Raw genomic sequence first — 20,750 nt, forward strand, 5'->3', positions numbered from 1 at the left:
GGCGCGTTGCTGGGCGGTTTAATGGTAGGCGTGCACCATTTCCAAAGATTTGGCTTGTTGTGGGCTTGGGGTTAAGTTTAAGTGGACAACCTCGTAAGACTTGGTTTCGAGCACCTTTTGCACGACTTGGGCGTTGAGCTTGTGGCTACCCATGCAAGCTTGGTAAGCCCCGACCATGCTCATGCCTAAAAAGGTGAGATCGCCCATCGCATCTAAAATTTTATGGCGCACAAACTCCTCTTCATAGCGCAAACCCTCTTTATTCACAATGCCATGCTCATCCAAGACAATGCAATTATTCAAATTGCCCCCCTTGGCTAGACCAATGGAGCGTAGGTAGTTCACCTCTTGCAAAAAGCCAAAGGTCCTAGCCTTCGCGATTTGTTCCTTGTAGGCGTGTTTGGAGAAGGCAAAGTTGTAATGCTGTTTGCCAATCGCTGGGTGGGCAAAGTCAATGCTAAAATCAAAAGAGAGCAGGGGGGCGGGACTGATTTTAACAAACTTGGGACCCTCTTGCACCTTGACCTCTTTTGTGATGCGCATAAAGGGCTTGGGAGCTTCTAGTTCAGTAATGCCGGCTTCATCTAAGAGCATGCAATGGGCGATGGCAGAGCCGTCCATGATGGGGATTTCCTCATTATCTATAGAGATTTTTAAATTGTCGATCCCATAGGCACTGATGGCAGAAAGTAAGTGTTCGACCGTGGAGATCTTGGCTTGCGGGCTGGTCCGGTTGCCTAGAGTGGTCGCCATCGTGGTGTCGATCACATTCGTGGGCTCTAAAGGGATGTCCACGCCCAAATCCGATCGTCTAAAAACAATCCCACTGCCCGCTGGCATGGGTTCTAAAACCATTTTGACCGGCACGCCTTTATGTAAACCGATGCCGACTAACTCTACTTGTTGAGCAATTGTTCGTTGTTTCATGCAATGTCCTTTATGCTAATTATATCGCCATTTTTGGTAATCAGTTTTAATTTTGTATTTTCGTTGATGCGCCCTAAGTGCGCTTGGCTTAGGATTTTACCTTGAAAAACAAGGTGGGGAGAGTAGACATTTTGAAGCACCATGTACACCCCCATGCAAATGATGATCCCCTCACATCTACCATAAACATTGATGTTCTGCTCGGTGTGGATCTTTGCCCCGTGGTTGACGTTGCCAAGGATCACTAAACTACAAGGGCTGTTGATCTCTTCTCCGCTGCGGATGTGCCGCTCGTAGATTTGCACTTGGGGGCTTTCTGGGGCTTTAGGGGGTTCGGGCTCTTTTTCTAGTGCCCCATACAGCACGATTTGATCGCCCACCTTGCCCCGTAACTCACTAGAGCTAAAGCTGTAGGCAAGCTCGTGCCTTTGCAGACTTTGTTGCACTTCGGGGGGGATGGGGGTTTTAAACAAGAGCAAATAATTTTTGAGTAGGGGGGCGTTCTTGTCAATGAAGTTTAAATACTCTTGACTTTCAGCCCCCTCTAGCTCAAAACAGCGGATTTGTTTTTGTCTTGCTCTTAGCATCGCCTCACTTCTCCCGGATCTTGTATTGCGCCTCTTGGATGATGTCGTTTAGGTTGTTGATGAAGCGAGTATTCATCCACTCGTTGGGGTAGACGGGCACCCCTTGGATCAAGATATTAAAATGCACATGGTCGTATTTGCTCGTTTTATTTCTACCACTAAAGCCTAACACGCTGTTAGGCTCCAAAGTGTCCTCTTTTTTGGCTAAAAACTTCGACAAGCTCCCATACATCGCATACACCCCTAGACCGTGCGAGACGAGCGCACTTTTGCCATAGCTTTCAATCTCTTCTTCTAAAACTACACGCCCGACATTGCTCGCCAAGACTTTAGAGTGTCTACCAAAGAAATCCACGCCATAGTGTGTAAATTCGCCTATTGTTTCTCGGCCAAAAGTGTAGATTTTATGTGTGCCAAAAGTGGCTAAAACCCTAGGTTTATTGCCCAATGGTCTAAAGGGTTTAAAGGCGGTGTGCTCGTAAGCTGTGACTTTCTTTAAATCCTTTTGGATGGTTTGCTGGATGCCTAGACGCGCATCTAAGCGGTTTAACCCGGGCAAGTGTTTTAGACTTTCGAAGGCAGATTGTTTATTTTTATAGTCCTTGCTTAGGTCTATAGTGCGTTCACGGATGGGGATTTTCGTGTTTTTAATTAATCTTAGGGGCAAACTGGTTAGGTTATAGGCTTTATCCCTAGCAAAAATTCTCCCATCAAAGGTGCGGTGGCGCAAAGACCAAGGGAAGATCACAATGTAGTAGCCATCTTTCATGAAAGAAAATACTTTAAAGTCCTCAAACCCGTTGTTAAACCACACCCGATCGAGTGCGCCCTCTTGCACCCTAAAGATCGCTAAAGCACTCCCACCATAAGTGATGTGGCGCGACTGGGCGATGGTTTGGATTTTAGGGGGCGTGGTGTCTAACACCAAATCAAAAGCCTTTGTGCTGACATTGCCGTTAAAAAAGTTCGCATAGCTCCAATCCATGACCTTAATCTCATAGTGTAAACGGGTTTGGTCGTTTAGTTGGATTGTGGGCTTTGGCAATTCAAAGCTTAAATTTGTGGGCTCATCCAAGACAATTTGATTTTTTTCATACACGACTAAGTGGTCGCTGGTCGTGGTTTTGATGTGATAGGAGCGGATTTTTGCCGGTGTGGCTAAATTCACTTGGATATTGGATTTTAAATTCCAATGTGTGGGGTTTTCTACGACGCTGGGCTGTGGGGCAGCCACGCGCATGGTGAGAGAAATATTAGCTGTGTTCTTCTTGGTGATCGCATAGTTGTAGCTCAAATACCCCCCCGCCACCAACAAAGCCATTACACTTGCGCGCCATAACATTAAATCTCCTTAGAAAGCATATAATACATTCATCACAAGCAAGCTACTACGCTTAAAACCTGTATCCTCGCTGATGAGCTGTTGGCTGTTGTTCTTATTGGTGTAAGTGGCTGGGGTTTCAAAGCCTAAGCGCAAGTAGGTGAGCGGGATTTTTGTTCCCACTTCAAAACGCAAGTGGCGGTTGTAGGTAAAAGCCACGCCTAAATTGATGGTGTAATCCACTTGTATAAGGGTTTTCCACAGCGTGTTTGGGCTATTGTAACCCTCTTGCAACACTTGTCTAAAGGCATTGTAGCACCTATCTTTTAACACCATAAGCCCCACCCCAAAGCCTGCGTACGCTCCAATGAAGTGTTTTTTTTGCTTTTCTAGGGGTGCATCAAAGAGTAAGTCCATGTTTAAAGAGCCTAAGCCATAAAAAAACCCTCCAAAACCCCTAGAAGTCGTGTTGTCATTAAGGGTGGTGTAGTTAGCAAACCCGGGAATAAAAAGCAAATCCCCATAAATGCGGGCGCCAAAATAGGGGTTAAAATATTGCTGATAGCCCAACTCCACATTAGCCATATTCGCCGCCCCGCTCAATTTGGGCAAAACGCTAAAAATCTCTTGTTGTTCGGGGATTCCTAGCGCCACGCTTTTGGCTTGTTGGCTGTTGTAAGATTCATTGATTGTGCCAAAACCATAGCCTCCGCCTAAGAAAAACCCGCTTTTTTCTTTGGCAATTTTATGGTTAGCCACCTTCTTAGCGCGTGTACCCTTTTTAGTGTATCTAAACTCAGTTTGAGGCGTGCCGCCCATGCCTTTTATTTTGTTTTTTAGAACTTTGATTTTTTCATCGAGCTCATGCAAGCGGTTAGGGTCTTCTGTTTTGGCATTGCCTAGCGTAGGGAGAGGCACAACATGCAAAATATTTTCTTGGGTTTCTTGGGGCTGTTTGGAAGACATGGTCTTTTCTGCGCTCACTGGGGGTTTGGGGATTTGCTTGGCTTTTGAAGGTTGTTCTGGTTGCGTGGCTTGCTTAGTTTCTTGCAACTCGCCCTCGGGGAATAAATAGGGCTGTAAGTTGTACTTAGGCATGTCTATATTCGGGGATTCTTCGAGCATGTCAAAGGCAAGCACTGGGGTGGGCAAGAAATGTGCTTGCGCCCAAGTCCACACAAGACCCATTGCCAAAAAAGTTCTCATCAAATCCCTTAGAGTAGAAAGTTATAGCTGATGTAGTAGATGTTTCCGCCCGCAAAGGAATACGCGAAGGCGTGGCTGTATTTGAGTGGTGGGATTTTCAGCGCAAGTTCGATTCTGTGGCGGGTGTTTAGAGTGAGTGCCACCCCTAAATTGATAAGTAAGCCAAAGCCATTGGGGTTGTTCTTAGCGTTGGGGTAGTCCTTATAGCCATTCCAACCCACCCCCAACCCGCCAAAAACCCCCACGGCGTATCTTTTATGCTTGTCTATGGGTTTGTCCATCACTAAGTCCAAATCCATGGTTGCGACTTGGTAAGTGCTGGTTTGGCCCGCTTGCAACACACTCCCCGCCACCCCGCCTAAATACTCTCCATAAAAGCGTAGCCCCGCCACTTCACTACGCCCCAAATACTTTTGATAACCCACGCGCACGCCATAGAGCAAGGGAAAGCCCTTATTGGTGATCCCATTGACCTTTAGACTCGTCTCTGCGAGCACAAAACCCAAGAACACACCGCTCTTTTTCCTAGCCATTTCTTGATCTAACTTGGCTTGTTTGGCTTCGTAAAGCTGCCCTTTGAGCATGTAGATCGTGAATTGTTTTTCTTGCACGGCTGACCTTGCACTAAGCACACACAACGCACAAGCGCATAAAATGAGGGGCTTAAAAAACATATTGGTAACCGACATGCACAATCCCCCCCCACCACGAAATGTCCTTATTGGCGAGCAATTTAAACTCTAACTCCACGCGGTTATGCCCAAACACCGTAAAAGCCACCCCCGTGTTTGCCATCATCCCAAAAAACGAGTTGGTGCTGATCCCCTGCGCGACCACACCCACGCCCACACCGATGATGAAACCCACAGACAGATACCGCCCCACATAGGGCAATACAGGGTCGATCATCAAATCCGCATTCAACATGGTGCTTTGGTAGGCGATGCGTCCAAAATGTGATTGCTTGGGCACGCCCCCAATGTATTCGATATAAATACGCCTGCCAACGACATTAGGGCGAAAAGTCTTAGCAAATAAGGAAGGGCGGAAGGTTTGGTAACCAAAGCGCACCCCAATCGCCCATAGGTAGTTGAGGTTATTGCCCGTGATAGTGGCACTGCCTGTGCGCTCCCTAATTTGGTTGTTGTAAAAAAAACCCGTGCTAAGCCCGATCATCAAGCCGGTCTTTTTCTCCGCGTCCTTGATGTCGGTGATTAACCGCTTAATGTCTTTGTCGCTGTAAGTTTCATAAAATTTAATGTATCTGTAATACTTGGGGTCGAGGTGCTGAAAATCGACTTGATCCGACCCCCATAAAAAAAGCGGTAAAAGCAAAAAGGGGGCAAAAGCCCCACTATTTATTCTCAATCATCACTCCAAACAGCTTAAAGTGCGTGCATGCATTTTTAGCCCTATCATAGCATTTTAAAGGTAAAATGTCCTAAAAACTAGGCTGTCTATGAAAAAAATCACCCTAAACACCCTCTATGCCAAAAAGCACCCCAAAGAGGGCAACCAAGCTACCAAAATCAGCGCGATCACCGCTTACGATACCCTCTTTGCTTCCATTTTTGACCCCATTGTTGATTTAATCTTAGTGGGTGATAGCTTGAATATGAGCTTTAATGGCAAGCCAGACACCCTGAGCGCAAACATGGATTTAATGCTTTATCACACTAAGGCGGTGTGTCAAGGGGCGAAACGGGCGTTTGTGGTGGCAGACATGCCCTATGGTAGCTACACCACCGAACAACAAGCCGTTAAAAACGCCTTGCGTTTTTACCAAGAAAGCCTGGCCGATGCCGTGAAATTAGAAGGTGGGGTGCAAAAAGCCCCTATTATCAAGGCATTAGTGAGTGAGGGCGTGGCGGTCATCGGGCATGTGGGGCTCTTGCCCCAAAGTGTACGGGGTGTGGGGGGGTATAAGATTGTGGGTAAAAACCAAGAGAGCGCACAGCAAGTTTTAGAGGACGCTTTGGCAGTGCAAGAGGCAGGGGCTAGCTTAGTTGTCTTAGAGGGCGTGGTGGCAAGCGTGGCTAGTGAGATTAGCACAACATTAGACATCCCCACCATTGGCATAGGTAGCGGGGTGGGCTGTGATGGGCAAATTTTGGTTTTTAGCGACATGCTAGGGCTATTCAATGCCTTTAAACCTAAGTTTGTACGCACCTATTTAGAGGGGGCAACTCTCATCCAAGAAGCCCTAAAACGCTATGTTGCCGACATCCAAGAGGGCAACTTCCCCAGCCCTGAAGAGAGCTACTAAAATGGATCGGGTTGTCAATTTAGAAAAGCTGGAGTTTGAAGAGCAAGAGAACACGAGCTTAAGACCGCATTTATGGCAAGAGTACATCGGGCAAGAGCCTTTAAAAAAACTCTTGCAAGTGTCTATCAACGCCACTAAAAAACGGGGCGACACTTTGGACCATATTTTATTTTTTGGACCGCCCGGGCTTGGCAAGACCACCTTAAGCCACATCATCGCCAAAGAACTCAACACCCCGATTAAAGTCACCACCGCCCCCATGATTGAAAAGACGGGGGATTTAGCCGCCTTGCTTACAAACCTTAAACCCCAAGAAATCTTATTCATTGACGAAATCCACCGCTTGAGCCCAGTCATTGAAGAGGTGCTTTACCCGGCTATGGAGGATTTTAGACTAGACATCATCATCGGTTCTAAGGCAGCGGCACAGACCATCAAGATCGATTTAGCCCCCTTCACACTCATCGGGGCGACCACAAGGGCAGGCATGTTAAGCAACCCCTTAAGAGATCGCTTTGGCATGCATTTTCGTATGGAGTTTTACAGCATAGAAGAGTTGCAAGCCATCATCACGCAGGCGAGTTTAAAACTCAAAAAACCCATTGAACCGCCCGCAAGTTTAGAGATCGCTAAACGCTGTCGGGGTACGCCTCGAATTGCCCTACGCCTTTTAAAACGGGTGCGCGACTTTGCGGATAGCTTCAACGAAGCGCAAATCAATTTAAAGACCACACAGCATGCCCTAGAGGCTTTGGGCGTGGATATGCATGGGCTAGATAACCTAGATTTGCGCTATTTAAATTTGCTTGTGGGGGCAAAAGGGCGAGCTTTGGGGCTAAACACCCTAGCGGCGAGCATGCACGAGGATGAAAGCACGCTTGAAGAGGTCATTGAGCCCTTTTTGCTGGCTAATGGCTACTTGGAGCGCACCGCTAAAGGGCGTATCGCCACGCCTAAGACCTATGAAGCCTTGAAGTTAAAACCTATTAGGCATTTTCTATTCGATTGAGTTTTAATTAAGCGGAAATGGTGGAGGATAGCGGGCTCGAACCGCTGGCCTCCTGCGTGCAAAGCAGGCGCTCTCCCAGCTGAGCTAATCCCCCAAACAGAGTTTTAAAGATGGTGGGCTTAAGAGGACTTGAACCTCTGACCTCACCCTTATCAGGGGTGCGCTCTAACCACCTGAGCTATAAGCCCTTAAGTCTTTCAACCTAAAAGGGTATACCTTATCCTAGCTTTTCTAAAATTTAGCTGAAATATACATGGCTAAGCTACAATGGCAATACCACTAAAATTTTAGAAGAATAAGGTTTAAAATGCGTTTATGGCTACCCTATGTATTAGCGGTTTTATTTTTACACATTTTGGGGCTGGTGTTGCTGGTTTTGGCACACAACCCCGTGTTACGGCGTGGCCATCACGGCTTACTTAGGCACAAAGCACGCCTTTGATGCCGACCACATCACCTGTATCGACAACACCATCCGCAAACTCTCGCAACAAAAGCAAAACCCTATGGGTGTGGGCTTTTACTTCTCAATGGGGCACTCTAGCGTGGTGATTGTGATGACAATTATTACAGCTTTAGCCCTGCACTGGGCAAAAGAGCACACCCCCATGCTCGCACAGATTGGCGGGGTGGTGGGGACTTTGGTTTCGGGCTTTTTCTTACTCGTGGTGGGGGTGCTAAATGGCGTGATTTTAATCGACCTGTTTAAAGTCTTTAAACACACCCGCCACAACACCCATCACGATCAAGAAGCCCTAGAAAAGCTTTTGCAAGAGCGCAGACTCTTAAACCGCACCATCACAAGTTTGGGCGTGCTAGTGGCTCTACTCATTGGCTTGATTGAGCTGTTTCAAGTGCTAAGCAAAAAGTTGCATTGGGAGCTTAGCTGGTTTTTAGGCTACCTCCAGCATTTGGACTTTGGGGATTTAGGCTTTTACTTGGTGGGTTTGTTTGTGCCGGTGTGGGGGATTTCGTTTGCAATTTGGCATTTAAGCGGGTTAGAAAAGGCAGCCCAAAACGCCTAGTTTAGGCGCAAGTGGTAGTGCAAGCCATACAGGCTAAAATTTAAACCCACCGCTTCTAGGGCTAACTCAGTTTTATAACGCCCAAATGCGCCCAAAAAGTCCGCCTTTTTCGCGTCTAAATACGCCCTTGCGTGGCTATCATCAATGTAAAGTGGTTCGCCCACAAGGGGGTAACCAAGTGCGCTTAGATGCAAGCGGATTTGGTGGGTGCGCCCGGTTAGGGGGGTGATTTTTAAATGAGTTTGGTTTGTCTTAGGGTTGTAGTTTTCGATCTCTATGGTGGTGGCGCTGAATTTGCCCTGTGGATCGATTTTAGAGCGCACGCCTAAATCCCCCCGTATGCTCGAGGGCTCTAAAATAGGCAAGAGCACACTAAATGCCCCTTTGGCATACTTATGCAAATCCCCCACAACGCTAGCGTAGTAGGTCTTTTGGACGCGCCTAGAGCTAAACAGCTCCCTCAAAGGCTTTTCGTGCGCCTTGGCTTGGCTGGCTAAAATTAATCCGCTAGTTTCATAGTCTAGGCGGTGGATGAGGCGCGCTTGGGGGTTGTTAGCATAAATGCTTTCATATAAGCTATGGGTGTTGTAGTTTTTGGGGTGGCTGTAAAGGTTTTTGGGCTTGTAGTAGAGGGCAAAATAGGGGGTGGTGAAAATGGGGGCAAATTCAGGGCAAGAAGTGGGCTTAAAAAAGAGCAAGCGCACGGGTCCGTTTAAGATTTGCGCCTTTTTAAGCCTTTGACCGCTTAGGGTGGTTAAACGCCCCCGGTCTATGTAGCTTTGGGCTTGTTTGGGATTGCAGGCTAAAACTTCGGCGACAAACTTTGCCGCCTTAATGGGGGCTTTGGGCGTGAAAACTTCAGCGACAAAGGGCATTACATGCAAGCTTGCACGAACGCCTTAAAGAGCGGATTGGGGGCGATGAGCCTTGAAGTAAACTCGGGGTGGTATTGCACGCCCAAAAAGAAGCGAGCACCTTTTAACGCCATCGCCTCCGTTAAATTTTGGCTGTGATCAAAGCTTTGCCCCACGACCTCTAAGCCGTGTTTGGCGTAGTCCTCTAAATAGGCGGGGTTAATGGTGTAGCGGTGGCGGTGGCGCTCGAACACCTCTAGGGCGTTGTAGGCTTTGGCAATGGGCGAGCCCTCTTTGAGTGTGATTTTATGTGTGCCTAGGCGCATGCTCGAGCCCTTGTGGGTGGTGTTGGCTTGGCTCTCTAGCAGATCGATCACTTTATGGGGCGATTCGTTGTCAAATTCGCTCGAGTGCGCCCCTTTTAAGCCCAACACATGGCGGGCAAACTCCACAACCATCAACTGCGCCCCCAAGCACACCCCAAAGAAAGGTTTTTTATGTTCTCTGGCATAGGTAATGGCATTGATCATCCCCTCAACCCCCCTAGAACCAAAGCCTCCGGGGACTAAAATGCCATCCACACCTTGCAAAGCGTTTGCCACGCGCTCTTTGAGCTGTGCGCGGCTCTCTCCCGTTTTAAGCTCCAATCCCTCGCTATTGACAAAGACAGGTTCTACCTTGACTTTTAAATGCGCCCCCACACAAACCATGCTCTCTAAAAAGCTTTTGTAAGATTCGCTCAAATGCACATACTTACCCACAAAGGCAATTTTTAAAGTTCGTTGGGGGTTTAAAATATTATGCACGAGCTCCGCCCACAGCTCTAGTTGCCGTTTGTCTAGCGTGGCTTGGATGCCAAAATATTTAAACAACGCCTCTAAAAGCCCCTCTTGTAGGTAGTTGGTGGGGCAGGCGTAGATGGTGGGCGCATCTTTGGCTTGGATCACATTAGACACAGGCACATCGCAACTACTAGCGATTTTGGCTTTTAAATCTGTCCCCAAATCTTGGCTACAACGGGCTAAAATGATGTTTGCGCTCACGCCCAAACGGCGTAATTCAATGATGGAGTGTTGCGTGGGCTTGGTTTTGAGCTCTTGGCTGGTGGCGATGTAGGGCACTAAAGTTACATGGATATTGGCGACTTGTTTAGAACCTAGCGCGCTTTTAAGTTCTCTAATCGCCTCTAAATACACCATGCCCTCAATGTCGCCCACCGTGCCGCCCACTTCTACGATCAAAAAGTCCTTGCCTTGCCCAAGTTTCAAAATCCGCTCTTTAATTTCCTCCACGATGTGCGGGATCACCTGAATCGTTTTGCCTAAATATTTGCCCTCGCGCTCTTTTTCAATCACACTTAAATAAATCTGCCCCGTGGTGAAGTTGTTTTCTTTGGAGAAGTCTTTGTTTAAAAAGCGTTCGTAGTGCCCGATGTCAAGGTCTGTTTCGCTCCCATCGGCAGTAACAAAAACCTCGCCATGCTCAAAGGGGCTAAGCGTGCCCGGGTCGATGTTGATGTAGGGGTCGATCTTCAACATATCCACTTTAAAATGGCAGAGTTTCAATAAATGCGCCAAAGAGCTGGAAGCCACACCCTTGCCAAGAGAACTTAGCACCCCACCCGTAATAAAAATAAATTTAGTCGCAACAGACATTGGTGTAATCCTTGTAAAATTAGTGCAGATCGATCACTAAGTAGTCGTTTTTCTGCTCGATCTTGTATTGATATTGCCCGTCTAGCACGATAGAAAAGCGGTAAAAATTGTCGTGGGTTTCTATGGCGATGTTGTTGACATATTTTTCATCCACCTGCACTTTTTGTCTAAAATCTTGCTCATCGCGGTCGGTGTCTAACACAATGCGGTAAGGGTTAATCAGCACAAAAGAGCGTTGGATTTTATGCGCCGTGTGTAGGTAGAGCTTGTTCTCGTGTATCCAAAAATCAAACGCGCCCACCCGAAATATCTTGCCTTGCTTGCCTAAGATCGCGGCTTGTTGGGTCACCTTAATGGGGTAGTGCCAATCGATGCGCTGATTCACATCCACGCTTTCAGTGTGTGTGGAAGCGTCCAAAGTCTTGTAGGTCAAAGTAACTTTGGTTAAAATCCGAGCGGTGCTAGGCAAATTGACATTGACATAGCGGAAGTAGTCGGGGACTTCATCGCCCAGTGCCGTCTGCCCCACATTTCTAGATGGCTCAAAAGGGTTTTCTCTAGCAACCAAAGCCATGAGTAATAAAGACACCCACCACTTAGACATTAAAACCGCCTATTTTTCGGGGGTTCTAATTCCTTAAGCTCAAAGAGTTTTTTTTGCAATTTGGCGTTTTCGTATTGCAAATTCTGCACCTTTTCATACAAGGTAACTTGCTTGCGCTTGAGACCCATAAGCACTTCCAGCGAATTATCCCCGAAGAACAAACAGCCCACATACACTCCTAGAGCTACAACAAGCCCAAAAACAATAAAAAGCCCCCGATAAGCGTAGAGCCACTGCCACACTTGCCACACTAAAGTCCTTAGTCTAGTTCTGTATGGCTAGGCTCGGGACTTTCTGGTGCACTAGGTTCTGCCAAAGCGGGGCGTTCAAAGAACTTACCTCGGATCTTTTCGGCGATCTCGTGGGCGAGCTCGGGCTCGTTTTTGAGCGTGAGTTTGGCCGCCTCTCTGCCCTGCCCTAGTTTTCTATCTTGGTAGCTAAACCACGCCCCAGATTTTTCCACAAAGTCCAACTTCACGCCGTAGTCGATGAGCTCCCCCTCAAAGCTGATCCCACTGCCATACATCACATCAAACTCGGCTTCTTTGAAGGGTGGGGCGACCTTGTTTTTCACCACCTTGACGCGCACCCGATTACCGATGGGTTGCTCGTTTTGTTTGAGCGTGGCGATACGGCGGATGTCGATGCGCACACTCGCATAGAATTTTAAGGCATTACCCCCCGTGGTGGTTTCCGGGCTGCCATAGCCCATTGTCCCGATTTTCATGCGGATTTGGTTGATGAAAATCAAAGTGGTGTTCATCTTGTGCAAAATGCCCGTGATTTTACGCAGAGCTTGGCTCATCAAGCGGGCTTGCAAGCCCACATGCTGATCGCCCATATCCCCCTCGATCTCGGCTCTGGGCGTGAGTGCCGCCACTGAGTCGACCACAATCACATCCACCGCCCCCGTGCGCGCTAAGGTTTCTAAAATTTCTAGGGCTTCCTCGCCCGTGTCGGGCTGGGAGATGAGTAGGTTATCTGTATCCACTCCAAGACTTTTAGCGTATTTAACATCTAGCGCATGCTCAGCATCAATAAAAGCACATGCCCCTCCGTTTTTTTGCGCTTGCGCCACGACATGCAGGGTCAAGGTCGTTTTACCGCTCGACTCAGGTCCATAAATTTCGACAATGCGCCCCCTAGGCACGCCCCCAATGCCTAAAGCCACATCCAGCCCCAAAGACCCCGTAGAAATGCCCTCAATATGCTCAACCTCGCGATCGCCTAGACGCATTAAAGCCCCCTTGCCAAAGGCTTTATCGATCTGCCTAATGGCAGATTCAATCGCCTTTTGTTTTTGCTCGTCCATAACACCCCTTCAACAAAAATTTAGCCTAGATTCTAACAAAACAATGACTAAAATCAACTTACAATGGCTAAAATCAACTTAGAATGGACACTGGCTTTAAACAAAGGTTTAACTTTCATGTGGCAGAATTGGGGCAGTTTTTTTGTAAAATTTTAGGCAGATATGCGCGCTTACTTTAGCCTTGTTTTTGCGTTGTGTTTATGTGGGTGCTTGCAGCCTATGGATGGTCCACAAGCCGAGAAAGTGGATCGCCAAGTGCAATGCGGGTTTGGCTCGAGTGGGTGCTAGTTAAGGATTGGTTTGGCAGAACAGATAGGCGTTAAGAAAGAGGGGGAGATTTATGATTTACAGACTTTGGCAGTCCACGAGGGTGAGGCGGTTTATTTTGGCGACAACGATCCAGCCCTAGAGATCATCCGCCACTCATGCGCCCACTTGCTGGCGCAAGCCATTAAGCAACTTTACCCCGATGCGCAGTTTTTTGTGGGTCCTGTGGTGGCTGAGGGCTTTTACTACGATTTTAAGACTTCTACTAAAATCAGCGAAGAGGATTTAGGGCGCATTGAAGAGCGCATGCGCACCATTGCCAAAAATAAACACCCCATCACCAAGAGCACCATGACCCGTAAAGAGGCGTTGGAGAAGTTTAAAAATGACCCCTTAAAGCACGCTGTGATGTCAAGGATTGAGGGGGATTCTTTTAGCGTGTATTCTCAAGGGGAGTTTGAGGACTTGTGTCGAGGTCCACACTTACCCCACACGGGATTACTTCAGCATTTTAAACTCACCAAATTAGCCGGGGCGTATCTAGGGGGCGATGAAAACGCGGAAATGTTGCAGAGGATTTATGGGATTGCCTTTGCCACAAAAGAGGCATTAAAAGAGTATTTGTTTCAGCTAGAGGAAGCCAAAAAGAGGGATCACCGCAAATTAGGGCAAGAATTAGGGCTGTTTTGCTTTAATGAGGACTTGGGGGCGGGGCTACCTATTTGGCTACCAAATGGCATGCGTTTGCGCCAAAGGATTGAAAATTTACTAAGCAAAGCCCTTTTAAAGTATGGCTACGAACCCGTACGTGGACCCGAGATTTTAAAGAGCTCTTTGTGGCAAACAAGCGGACATTACCAAAACTACAAAGAGAACATGTATTTTACGACCATTGATGAGGTCGAATACGGCATTAAGCCCATGAACTGCGTAGGACACATTAAAGTCTACGAGCACGCCCTGCATTCTTATAAAGATTTGCCCCTGCGCTTTTACGAGTATGGCGTGGTGCACCGGCATGAAAAAAGCGGAGTCTTGCACGGGCTTTTAAGGGTAAGGGAATTTACCCAAGATGATGCGCATATCTTTTGCCGCTTTAGCCAAATCAAGACGGAAGTGCTGGCGATTTTAGAATTTACAAAAAAAGTCATGGAGGTCTTTGGTTTTAGCTATGAAATGGAGCTTTCGACCAAGCCAGAAAAACACATCGGAGAGGCGCACATTTGGGAGCAAGCCACCAAAGCCCTAAAAGAAGCCCTAGAGGAACAACACATCCCCTTTGGCATCGATGAGGGCGGAGGGGCGTTTTACGGACCAAAGATTGATATTAAAATCACCGATGCGATCAAGCGCAAATGGCAATGCGGGACCGTGCAAGTGGATATGAACTTGCCCGAGCGCTTTAACTTGAGCTACGCCAATGAGCAAGACCAAGAGGAAAGACCCGTGATGATCCACAGAGCGATCTTGGGCTCGTTTGAACGCTTCATTGCGATTTTAACCGAACACTATGGGGGCAATTACCCCTTTTTTATCGCCCCTGTGCAAATCGCCTTAGTGCCTGTATCGCCCGATCAGCTAGAGTACGCCAAAGCCCTAAAAGCCGAGTTGGTGGAGCTGGGGCTTTTTGTGCAATTAGCAGATAAAAACGAAACCCTGAATAAGCGTATCCGCACCCTTGAAAAGCAGAAAATCCCCTTTATTGCGGTGCTAGGGCAACAAGAGGTGGCGCAAGAGAGCGTAGCGGTGCGCGATCGCGCCCTAGGGCAACAATACAGCTTAAGCAAGGCAGAATTTAAACAACAGATGGAGGCTAAAATGCAAGAGGTCAGTTTTTGAGTAAGGATGTGCTGTTAAACGAGGCGATCCACTTTAAGGAGGTGCGCTGTGTGGGCGATGGAGGCGAACAATTTGGAATCATTTCTTCAGCCGAGGCGTTAAAAATCGCCCACAGCCAAGGTTTGGACTTGGTGCTGATTTCAGCCAGTGCCAAACCCCCCGTGTGTAAAGTCATGGATTATGGCAAGTTTTGCTACCAAAGCGAGAAAAAGCAAAAAGAAGCCAAGAAAAAACAGAAGCAAATCGAGATCAAAGAGATCAAACTCTCCACCCAGATCGCCCAAAACGACATCAACTACAAAGTCAAGCACGCCAGAGAGTTCATTGAGGCGGGCAAGCATGTTAAGTTTAAGGTGGTGTTAAGGGGGCGCGAGAACAACGACCCCAAAGCCGGGCTAGCCGTGTTGCAAAAAGTGGGCGAAATGATGAGCGACATCGCCAACGCTGATAAAGAGCCCAAGATGGAAGGGCGTTTTGTTATGTGGCTTTTTGTCCCCCAAAAGAAGTAAATTTTAAGAAAGGAGAAACATGCCAAAGATGAAAACCAACCGTGGAGCGGCTAAACGCTTCAAGGTGAAAAAAAATCTCATCAAGCGGGGCAGTGCGTTTAAAAGCCATATTTTAACCAAAAAAAGCCCCCAGAGAAAAGCGAATTTAAACGCCCCCCACTATGTGCACTCTACAAACTTGCGCTCTGTGGCTGGGCTTTTATGTCAGTAAGCCTTAAGTTTCCCCCTTCAGGCAAAAGCCAAAAAGGGCAAGTTGAATCAACACCTCAAAGGTAAAGGAAAAATATGAGAGTCAAAACCGGTGTGGTGCGCCGCCGCCGCCACAAGAAAGTTTTAAAGCTCGCCCGTGGATTTTACAGCGGGCGTAGAAAGCATTTTAGAAAAGCCAAAGAGCAATTAGAGCGCAGTTTATGCTACGCCTTTAGGGATCGCAAACAGAAAAAACGCGCATTTAGAAGCCTTTGGATCGTGCGTATCAACGCCGCTTGCCGCATGCGCAACACGAGTTATGCGCGTTTCATGCACGCTTTAAAAAGGGCGCACATTGAGCTGGATCGCAAAATCTTAGCCGACATGGCGATGAACGATGCCCCCGCCTTTGACGCTTTAGTTGAGCAAGTTAAAGCCCATCTTTAGAAAATATGGCAATGGTTTTACGCCATTGCTATAAAAATTGTTTTTGTAACATTATGTTTTTCTAATGGTTTTTTTGTGTTTTTATATTTTTTATTAACGCCATTATGCTAGAATAGTGGTCCATAGGTCTATTAAATTATAAGGAACTTTAAATGAGAAGGACGATTATAGCTATCCCCTTAGCGGCGGCTTTACTGAGCGCAGCAGATGAGCCCAAACCGGTGCAGAGTGCCCCAACGCCTACGCCCGATCAAGCGGTGCAGACGCAAAAACCTCCAGCACCCACCCCTACAACGCAAAACCCAACGCCTGCACCTAGCCAGGCGGTGCAAGTGCAAAAGCCCCTAACACCTGCCCCTAAGCAAGAGGCGCAAAAGTCAGTCCCTGCTAAGGTGCGTGTAGGCACAACCCAACGCGGCGAAAGAAACGCCTTTTTTGTGGGGGCGGACTACCAGCTAGGCATGATGACCTCCACTGAACAGGCTTGTGCAACTAGTGCGCAATGTTCTTCGGGGGATGGGCTTACCACCGGCAAATGGGGCAACATGGGTAGCACAAATTTTAGGGGGACTTTAAATAGCCTCTCCCATGTAACCAATGGGTTTGGCATTGTGCTTGGTTACAAGCACTTCTTTAAAAAGTTGCCCGAATTTGGCTTGCGCTACTACGGCTTTTTTGACTATGCGGATTCGGAATACCACTACTTTAACAAGATCGGTCCTAGTGGTTGGGAACAAAATAATTACCACCAAACCAATATTTTTGCCTATGGGGTCGGCACGGATGTGCTTTTCAACCCCAAAAGGTTCAATAAAGAGAACTTCCACTTTGGCTTTTTTGCGGGCGTGGCGATCGGTGGGACCTCTTGGGGACCCAAAAACGGGTATTATTACCACTTGGCGGGAGAATACGGCGGGCATATCAGGGAGTCGAGCTTTAACTTCTTTGTCAATGGTGGGATCCGCTTTGGCACGAAACACAATGGCTTTGAGGTCGGGATTAAAATCCCCACAATCCCCACAAACTACTACGCTCTAAATTACCGCTCTTCCGTTAAGCCTGGCACGCCTTACAGGGCTAATTTGCAGCGTAACTTTGTCTTCTACTGGCGTTATATCGTCAGCTTCTAAGCTTACTCCCTTTTTTTCAACAAGCCCCCTAGGGGGTCCCCCTTGGGGGTCGGTGGGGAGCATGCGACACTGGTGTGTGCCTTGGGCTTCAAACCCACAGAGCGTTTAGGTGTTCTAGGCGCTGCAAAGTTCGATTCTTTGGCTCTCTCGCCACTATAAAGGTCATCTATGCGAGAAATTTTTTTATGTTCTATATCCAATGTCAGCAGTGGAGACTGCCCTGAAGATTGCGCCTACTGCACGCAAAGCGCACACCACCAAGGCAAAATCCGCCGCTACAAATACAAAAAGCCCGAAGAGGTCCTAGAAGAGGCGAAGTATTTGCACTCTTTGGGGGCTCTGGGCTTTTGTTTGGTAACCTCTGGGCGTGGGCTTGATGATCAAAAATGCGCATACATCGCTAATCTTGCCCAAAGCATTAAAAAGGAAGTGCCCCATTTGCACCTCATCGCTTGCTGTGGACGCGCAGATATACAGAGCCTAAAGCACCTCAAAAAGCATGGTGTGGATAGCTACAACCACAATTTAGAAACCGCGCAAAACTTCTTTCCTAATATTTGCACCACCCACACATGGGAAGAGCGTTTTGAAACCTGCGAGAATGCCCTAAGAGCGGGCTTACTCTTGTGCTCAGGTGGGATTTTTGGGCTGGGCGAGAGTTTTAACGATCGCATTGAGCTGCTACGCACTTTGCAATCACTCACGCCTGCCACCACACCCATTAACTTTTTTATCCCAAGCCCCACTTTGCCCATTAAAGAAAAAATCATGGGCGCAGAAGAAGCCCTAGAATGCTTGGCTCTAGCCAAAGAGTTTTTACCCAAAACCAAGCTTATGGTCGCTGGGGGGCGGGAAGTGGTCTTTGGCGCAAATCAAAGAGAAATCTTTGATTGTGGAGTGGATGCGATTGTGCTTGGCGACTATCTAACCGCTAAGGGGGACGCGCCTAAAAAAGACTTAGAAATGCTTGCCAACTACGGGTTTGCCATCGCCACAAGTTGCGATGGGTAAGAGGTTTTTAGAGTTTTTGATACACATGTGGGGGGGGATTTTAGGTTGTGTCTATGCGTGCAACCACCTTTTAAGCGCACGCCTGAAACGCCATTTTGAAGAAATGCCCATCGTCTTTTACTACGCCTCCTCTCTTAGCTTTTACACGATTTTATCCCTCTCGCCCATTTTATTATTTATCGCTCTAGTCTTTGTGAGCCCCTTTGCCGAAACTTTTTCAGTCGAAAGGCTCTTTTTACCCGACAGCCCCGACTTTATGAAAATGACCCGTTCGTTTTTAAAATCCTTCACACAAAATAACCGCACTTTGGGCTTTATAGAAATTGCCTCTATCGCCATCGCTTTCTTTTTGTTTTGTGAAAACTACCGCTACATCGCCTCTAAGATTTTCAACGCCGAACCTAGGGATTACTTCAACTTTAAAGGCAGGCGTATTTTTGTCTTTTGGGGCTTTGGCACGGGCATTGTTTTTATCTTGGTGCTGCCCTTGATTTTATTTTACGACCTGCAGGTGCAAAACCTCACTAAAGGGTGGTTGCTCTCTTTGCTGCACTGGCTAGGCACTTATTTATTCTTTTACCTGCTCTTCATCATCCCCACAAACAAGACTTTTAAACACCCTTTAACTCCCCTATTTTGGAGTCTAGTTACCAGCCTTTGTTGGAATTTAATGAAATGGGGCTTTGTCTACTATGTTTTATTTAACCGCACCTACCACGAGCTGTATGGCTCGGTGTCGATCCTGTGGTTTTTAATGTCCTATATTTATGTGTCGTGGCTGCTCTTACTCTTTGGCATGTATGCTTGTGCTGTGAGCGATGAAACAAGTTAGCTTTGTCTTTTAGCCAAATGATCCAACACGGCATTCACCAATCTGGGGGCGTTGTCCTCCCCATAGGCTTTGGCAAGCTCAACCGCCTCATTGATCACCACCGACGGCTTGGTTTGGGTGTGTAAAATCTCGTAAGCCCCCAAACGCAAGATCGCACGCTCCATACGCCCGATGCGCTTTAAATCCCAATCCTTTAAAAGTGGCTGCAAGGCGGCATCTAGGGCGTGCATCTGATCTAAAACCCCACCTAAAAGCTCTAGGGCAAAGCGCTGTTGGGCGTTTCTAATTTTCTTTTCTTCTAAGAGCGTGGGGGCGACTTTAAATATCTCTGTATTGCCGCTATCATAGGCATAGAGTAAGCCCGCCACCGCCTCCCTAGCTTGGCTACGGGTTGCCATTAAAACACGCTGTAAAGACTAAGAAGTTCGATGAGGGTGTCCATCGCCGCTGCCCCTTTATTGCCCGCCTTTGTGCCGGCGCGCTCTAGGGCTTGTTCGATACTATCCGTGGTAAGTAGTCCAAAGCTCACGGGCAAGCCATATTTTAGGGTCGTGTTGGCAATGCCCTTAGTCGCCTCCGCACTCACATAATCAAAATGTGGCGTTGCCCCCCGAATCACCGCCCCTAAGACACAGACCCCATCGTATCTTTGTGAGCCTAAGAGTTTATCCAGCACAAAGGGCAATTCATACGCCCCGGGCACTTTCACCAAAGTGAGTTTTTTTAAATCGCCTCCATGCCGTTTAAAGCAATCTAGTGCCCCCTCTACGAGGCGGTCTGTGATGAGGTGGTTAAAACGGGCAACCAAAATAGCGACCCTCTCACTTCCCTTTAAAACAAGTTGCCCCTCTAATGTGTGGTGCATTTCTATCCTTTATGCGTTGTTTTTAATGAAGCATTGATTCCTTGCAAAACCAATAAATCTTGTACTAAAGGCAAGAGAGCGGACACGGCGATCATGTTTGGACCATCGCTCAGAGCCTCTTTGGGGTTTGTGTGGGTTTCCATAAAAAACCCATCCACGCCTACAACCGCACTCGCCTTAGCCAAATAGGGCACAAAGACGCTTTCTCCGCCACTCTTGCCATCTGCTCCCCCGGGCATTTGCACGCTGTGGGTCGCGTCAAAAATCACGGGCGCAAAGGTGCGCATGACCACCAAAGAGCGCATATCCACAACTAAATTCCCATACCCAAAGCTCGCCCCCCTTTCACATAAATAAATCCCATGTTCTAAGCACGCTTGGTAAGTGGCTTTTTCATGTTTGTTTTTAGCCCGCATGTTTAGGGCTTTTAAGGCGCTGTATTGCATGTCTTTTGGGTGCATGAATTGCCCCTTTTTGATATTCAGCGCGCTCTTGGTCTTAGCCGCCGCCACGATTAAATCCGTTTGCCGGCACAAAAAAGCGGGGATTTGCAAGACATCGGCCACCTCAGCCACCGGGGCGGCTTGCGTGCTTTCGTGGATGTCGGTGAGGATTTTATAGCCAAATTTGGATTTAATGCGATCGAGCATAGCCAAGCCCTTTTGTAGCCCGGGACCGCGGTAACTCTCTAGACTTGTGCGGTTGGCTTTATCAAAGCTGGCTTTAAAGTAAAAATCCACTTTAGGGTCTAGGGCTAGGGGGTGGAGTTTGTGGGCGATTTCCTCTAAAACCTCCATGCTCTCAATCACGCACGGACCGACGATTAAAACACTTTTTGGCAAATTTAACCTTTGTTTGGAGTGTGCTATAATAGCGTTTTGTCTTAATATTTGGC

The 20,750-nt window shown here is 47.6% G+C and carries 24 protein-coding genes, 3 tRNA genes and 1 pseudogene; 12 read left to right on the plus strand and 16 right to left on the minus strand.

Annotation, left to right across the window (positions count from 1 at the left end):
• Positions 1-18 precede the first annotated feature (18 nt).
• The 6 genes from lpxC to QSJ47_RS04200 are packed head-to-tail and all read right to left on the minus strand — an operon-like array spanning position 19 to position 5,409.
• On the minus strand, positions 19-927 hold the full coding sequence (gene lpxC / locus QSJ47_RS04175; protein ID WP_285602528.1) for a UDP-3-O-acyl-N-acetylglucosamine deacetylase: 909 nt from the start codon (positions 925-927) through the stop codon (positions 19-21).
• Complete coding sequence (locus QSJ47_RS04180) at positions 924-1,514, minus strand: septum site-determining protein MinC (protein ID WP_285602529.1); 591 nt, start codon at positions 1,512-1,514, stop codon at positions 924-926. The genes lpxC and QSJ47_RS04180 overlap by 4 nt, the downstream gene beginning before the upstream one ends.
• Positions 1,515-1,518: 4 nt before the next feature.
• A complete protein-coding gene (locus QSJ47_RS04185; RefSeq protein ID WP_221272275.1) occupies positions 1,519-2,856 on the minus strand; it encodes a M23 family metallopeptidase in 1,338 nt (445 codons plus the stop codon).
• Positions 2,857-2,865: 9 nt separating this feature from the next.
• The gene (locus tag QSJ47_RS04190) at positions 2,866-4,041 is read right to left on the minus strand and encodes an outer membrane beta-barrel protein (protein WP_285602530.1); all 1,176 of its coding nucleotides are present in this window, start codon (positions 4,039-4,041) and stop codon (positions 2,866-2,868) included.
• Positions 4,042-4,049: 8 nt separating this feature from the next.
• Positions 4,050-4,730, minus strand: coding sequence for an outer membrane beta-barrel protein (locus tag QSJ47_RS04195; RefSeq protein WP_285602531.1), 681 nt, complete (start codon positions 4,728-4,730; stop codon positions 4,050-4,052).
• Positions 4,705-5,409 carry a hypothetical protein gene (locus QSJ47_RS04200; protein ID WP_285602532.1) on the minus strand — a complete coding sequence of 235 codons (705 nt, stop codon included), beginning with the start codon at positions 5,407-5,409 and terminating at the stop codon, positions 4,705-4,707. Before QSJ47_RS04200 ends, QSJ47_RS04195 begins: the two co-directional genes overlap by 26 nt.
• A 91-nt stretch (positions 5,410-5,500) precedes the next feature.
• Here QSJ47_RS04200 and panB point away from each other — a divergent pair, with 91 nt between their 5' ends.
• Both panB and ruvB read left to right on the plus strand, forming a co-directional pair.
• Positions 5,501-6,307, plus strand: a complete 807-nt coding sequence (panB, locus tag QSJ47_RS04205; protein WP_285602533.1) for a 3-methyl-2-oxobutanoate hydroxymethyltransferase — start codon at positions 5,501-5,503, stop codon at positions 6,305-6,307.
• A 1-nt stretch (position 6,308) separates the two neighbouring features.
• Complete coding sequence (ruvB, locus tag QSJ47_RS04210; protein ID WP_285602534.1) at positions 6,309-7,316, plus strand: Holliday junction branch migration DNA helicase RuvB; 1,008 nt, start codon at positions 6,309-6,311, stop codon at positions 7,314-7,316.
• Between the two features lie 18 nt (positions 7,317-7,334).
• On the opposite strand, the gene QSJ47_RS04215 is transcribed toward ruvB, so the two are convergent.
• Positions 7,335-7,410, minus strand: a tRNA-Ala gene (locus tag QSJ47_RS04215).
• A 17-nt stretch (positions 7,411-7,427) separates the two neighbouring features.
• Positions 7,428-7,504: transfer RNA gene (locus tag QSJ47_RS04220), tRNA-Ile, on the minus strand.
• 119 nt (positions 7,505-7,623) lie between these two features.
• Between QSJ47_RS04220 and QSJ47_RS04225 the strand changes: the two are divergent.
• Positions 7,624-8,341, plus strand: a pseudogene (locus QSJ47_RS04225) (HoxN/HupN/NixA family nickel/cobalt transporter).
• On the opposite strand, the gene QSJ47_RS04230 reads toward QSJ47_RS04225, so the two are convergent.
• From QSJ47_RS04230 to recA, 5 genes are read right to left on the minus strand one after another with little or no spacing between them, the layout of a single operon-like run.
• Positions 8,338-9,216 carry a pseudouridine synthase family protein gene (locus QSJ47_RS04230; protein WP_285602535.1) on the minus strand — a complete coding sequence of 293 codons (879 nt, stop codon included), beginning with the start codon at positions 9,214-9,216 and terminating at the stop codon, positions 8,338-8,340. The pseudogene QSJ47_RS04225 and the gene QSJ47_RS04230 sit on opposite strands and share 4 nt — an antisense overlap.
• Positions 9,216-10,850, minus strand: a complete 1,635-nt coding sequence (pyrG, locus tag QSJ47_RS04235) for a CTP synthase (RefSeq protein WP_285602536.1) — start codon at positions 10,848-10,850, stop codon at positions 9,216-9,218. The genes QSJ47_RS04230 and pyrG overlap by 1 nt, the downstream gene beginning before the upstream one ends.
• Before the next feature lie 19 nt (positions 10,851-10,869).
• A complete protein-coding gene (locus tag QSJ47_RS04240) occupies positions 10,870-11,454 on the minus strand; it encodes an AMIN domain-containing protein (protein ID WP_285602537.1) in 585 nt (194 codons plus the stop codon).
• Positions 11,454-11,705, minus strand: a complete 252-nt coding sequence (locus tag QSJ47_RS04245; protein ID WP_221272282.1) for a hypothetical protein — start codon at positions 11,703-11,705, stop codon at positions 11,454-11,456. Before QSJ47_RS04245 ends, QSJ47_RS04240 begins: the two co-directional genes overlap by 1 nt.
• 8 nt (positions 11,706-11,713) lie before the next feature.
• Positions 11,714-12,766, minus strand: coding sequence for a recombinase RecA (recA, locus tag QSJ47_RS04250; RefSeq protein WP_221272283.1), 1,053 nt, complete (start codon positions 12,764-12,766; stop codon positions 11,714-11,716).
• Between the two features lie 162 nt (positions 12,767-12,928).
• Here recA and QSJ47_RS04255 point away from each other — a divergent pair, with 162 nt between their 5' ends.
• From QSJ47_RS04255 to QSJ47_RS04295, 9 genes are all read left to right on the plus strand, one after another.
• Complete coding sequence (locus tag QSJ47_RS04255; protein ID WP_260321658.1) at positions 12,929-13,054, plus strand: hypothetical protein; 126 nt, start codon at positions 12,929-12,931, stop codon at positions 13,052-13,054.
• 12 nt (positions 13,055-13,066) lie between these two features.
• Positions 13,067-14,872: a threonine--tRNA ligase gene (gene thrS, locus QSJ47_RS04260; RefSeq protein ID WP_285602538.1), complete on the plus strand. Its 1,806-nt coding sequence runs from the start codon at positions 13,067-13,069 to the stop codon at positions 14,870-14,872.
• Positions 14,869-15,381, plus strand: coding sequence for a translation initiation factor IF-3 (infC, locus tag QSJ47_RS04265; protein WP_502875115.1), 513 nt, complete (start codon positions 14,869-14,871; stop codon positions 15,379-15,381). Before thrS ends, infC begins: the two co-directional genes overlap by 4 nt.
• 19 nt (positions 15,382-15,400) lie before the next feature.
• Positions 15,401-15,592, plus strand: a complete 192-nt coding sequence (gene rpmI / locus QSJ47_RS04270) for a 50S ribosomal protein L35 (RefSeq protein WP_221272286.1) — start codon at positions 15,401-15,403, stop codon at positions 15,590-15,592.
• A gap of 74 nt (positions 15,593-15,666) precedes the next feature.
• Positions 15,667-16,017, plus strand: coding sequence for a 50S ribosomal protein L20 (gene rplT, locus QSJ47_RS04275; RefSeq protein ID WP_285602539.1), 351 nt, complete (start codon positions 15,667-15,669; stop codon positions 16,015-16,017).
• Positions 16,018-16,169: 152 nt separating this feature from the next.
• Positions 16,170-17,147, plus strand: a complete 978-nt coding sequence (locus tag QSJ47_RS04280; RefSeq protein ID WP_285602540.1) for an outer membrane protein — start codon at positions 16,170-16,172, stop codon at positions 17,145-17,147.
• Positions 17,148-17,201: 54 nt separating this feature from the next.
• Positions 17,202-17,300, plus strand: a tRNA-Sec gene (locus QSJ47_RS04285).
• Positions 17,301-17,315: 15 nt separating this feature from the next.
• Entirely contained in the window at positions 17,316-18,158 is an 843-nt protein-coding gene (locus QSJ47_RS04290; protein ID WP_285602541.1) for a biotin synthase, read from the plus strand.
• 16 nt (positions 18,159-18,174) lie between these two features.
• Positions 18,175-18,990 (plus strand): YihY family inner membrane protein, encoded by an 816-nt coding sequence (locus tag QSJ47_RS04295; RefSeq protein ID WP_502875117.1) that lies wholly within the window; start codon positions 18,175-18,177, stop codon positions 18,988-18,990.
• Here the strand turns inward: QSJ47_RS04295 and nusB are convergent.
• From nusB to kdsA, 3 genes are read right to left on the minus strand one after another with little or no spacing between them, the layout of a single operon-like run.
• Positions 18,987-19,388: a transcription antitermination factor NusB gene (gene nusB, locus QSJ47_RS04300; protein WP_285602543.1), complete on the minus strand. Its 402-nt coding sequence runs from the start codon at positions 19,386-19,388 to the stop codon at positions 18,987-18,989. The genes QSJ47_RS04295 and nusB overlap by 4 nt on opposite strands.
• Entirely contained in the window at positions 19,388-19,855 is a 468-nt protein-coding gene (gene ribH, locus QSJ47_RS04305) for a 6,7-dimethyl-8-ribityllumazine synthase (protein ID WP_221272292.1), read from the minus strand. Before ribH ends, nusB begins: the two co-directional genes overlap by 1 nt.
• Before the next feature lie 2 nt (positions 19,856-19,857).
• Positions 19,858-20,697: a 3-deoxy-8-phosphooctulonate synthase gene (gene kdsA, locus QSJ47_RS04310; RefSeq protein ID WP_285602544.1), complete on the minus strand. Its 840-nt coding sequence runs from the start codon at positions 20,695-20,697 to the stop codon at positions 19,858-19,860.
• Positions 20,698-20,750 lie beyond the last annotated feature (53 nt).

Origin of the sequence: Helicobacter sp. NHP22-001 (assembly GCF_030270165.1) — a bacterium.
Lineage (GTDB): Bacteria > Campylobacterota > Campylobacteria > Campylobacterales > Helicobacteraceae > Helicobacter > Helicobacter gastrofelis.

Coding starts and splice junctions, on each gene's coding strand:
- QSJ47_RS04240 (WP_285602537.1), bottom strand. CDS start 11,454: ATGTCTAAGTGGTGGGTGTCTTTATTACTCATGGCTTTGGTTGCTAGA.
- QSJ47_RS04180 (WP_285602529.1), bottom strand. CDS start 1,514: ATGCTAAGAGCAAGACAAAAACAAATCCGCTGTTTTGAGCTAGAGGGG.
- ribH (WP_221272292.1), bottom strand. CDS start 19,855: ATGCACCACACATTAGAGGGGCAACTTGTTTTAAAGGGAAGTGAGAGG.
- rplT (WP_285602539.1), top strand. CDS start 15,667: ATGAGAGTCAAAACCGGTGTGGTGCGCCGCCGCCGCCACAAGAAAGTT.
- QSJ47_RS04185 (WP_221272275.1), bottom strand. CDS start 2,856: ATGTTATGGCGCGCAAGTGTAATGGCTTTGTTGGTGGCGGGGGGGTAT.
- QSJ47_RS04190 (WP_285602530.1), bottom strand. CDS start 4,041: ATGAGAACTTTTTTGGCAATGGGTCTTGTGTGGACTTGGGCGCAAGCA.
- QSJ47_RS04230 (WP_285602535.1), bottom strand. CDS start 9,216: ATGCCCTTTGTCGCTGAAGTTTTCACGCCCAAAGCCCCCATTAAGGCG.
- QSJ47_RS04195 (WP_285602531.1), bottom strand. CDS start 4,730: ATGTCGGTTACCAATATGTTTTTTAAGCCCCTCATTTTATGCGCTTGT.
- nusB (WP_285602543.1), bottom strand. CDS start 19,388: ATGGCAACCCGTAGCCAAGCTAGGGAGGCGGTGGCGGGCTTACTCTAT.
- QSJ47_RS04280 (WP_285602540.1), top strand. CDS start 16,170: ATGAGAAGGACGATTATAGCTATCCCCTTAGCGGCGGCTTTACTGAGC.
- rpmI (WP_221272286.1), top strand. CDS start 15,401: ATGCCAAAGATGAAAACCAACCGTGGAGCGGCTAAACGCTTCAAGGTG.
- QSJ47_RS04290 (WP_285602541.1), top strand. CDS start 17,316: ATGCGAGAAATTTTTTTATGTTCTATATCCAATGTCAGCAGTGGAGAC.
- panB (WP_285602533.1), top strand. CDS start 5,501: ATGAAAAAAATCACCCTAAACACCCTCTATGCCAAAAAGCACCCCAAA.
- pyrG (WP_285602536.1), bottom strand. CDS start 10,850: ATGTCTGTTGCGACTAAATTTATTTTTATTACGGGTGGGGTGCTAAGT.
- recA (WP_221272283.1), bottom strand. CDS start 12,766: ATGGACGAGCAAAAACAAAAGGCGATTGAATCTGCCATTAGGCAGATC.
- lpxC (WP_285602528.1), bottom strand. CDS start 927: ATGAAACAACGAACAATTGCTCAACAAGTAGAGTTAGTCGGCATCGGT.
- QSJ47_RS04255 (WP_260321658.1), top strand. CDS start 12,929: ATGCGCGCTTACTTTAGCCTTGTTTTTGCGTTGTGTTTATGTGGGTGC.
- ruvB (WP_285602534.1), top strand. CDS start 6,309: ATGGATCGGGTTGTCAATTTAGAAAAGCTGGAGTTTGAAGAGCAAGAG.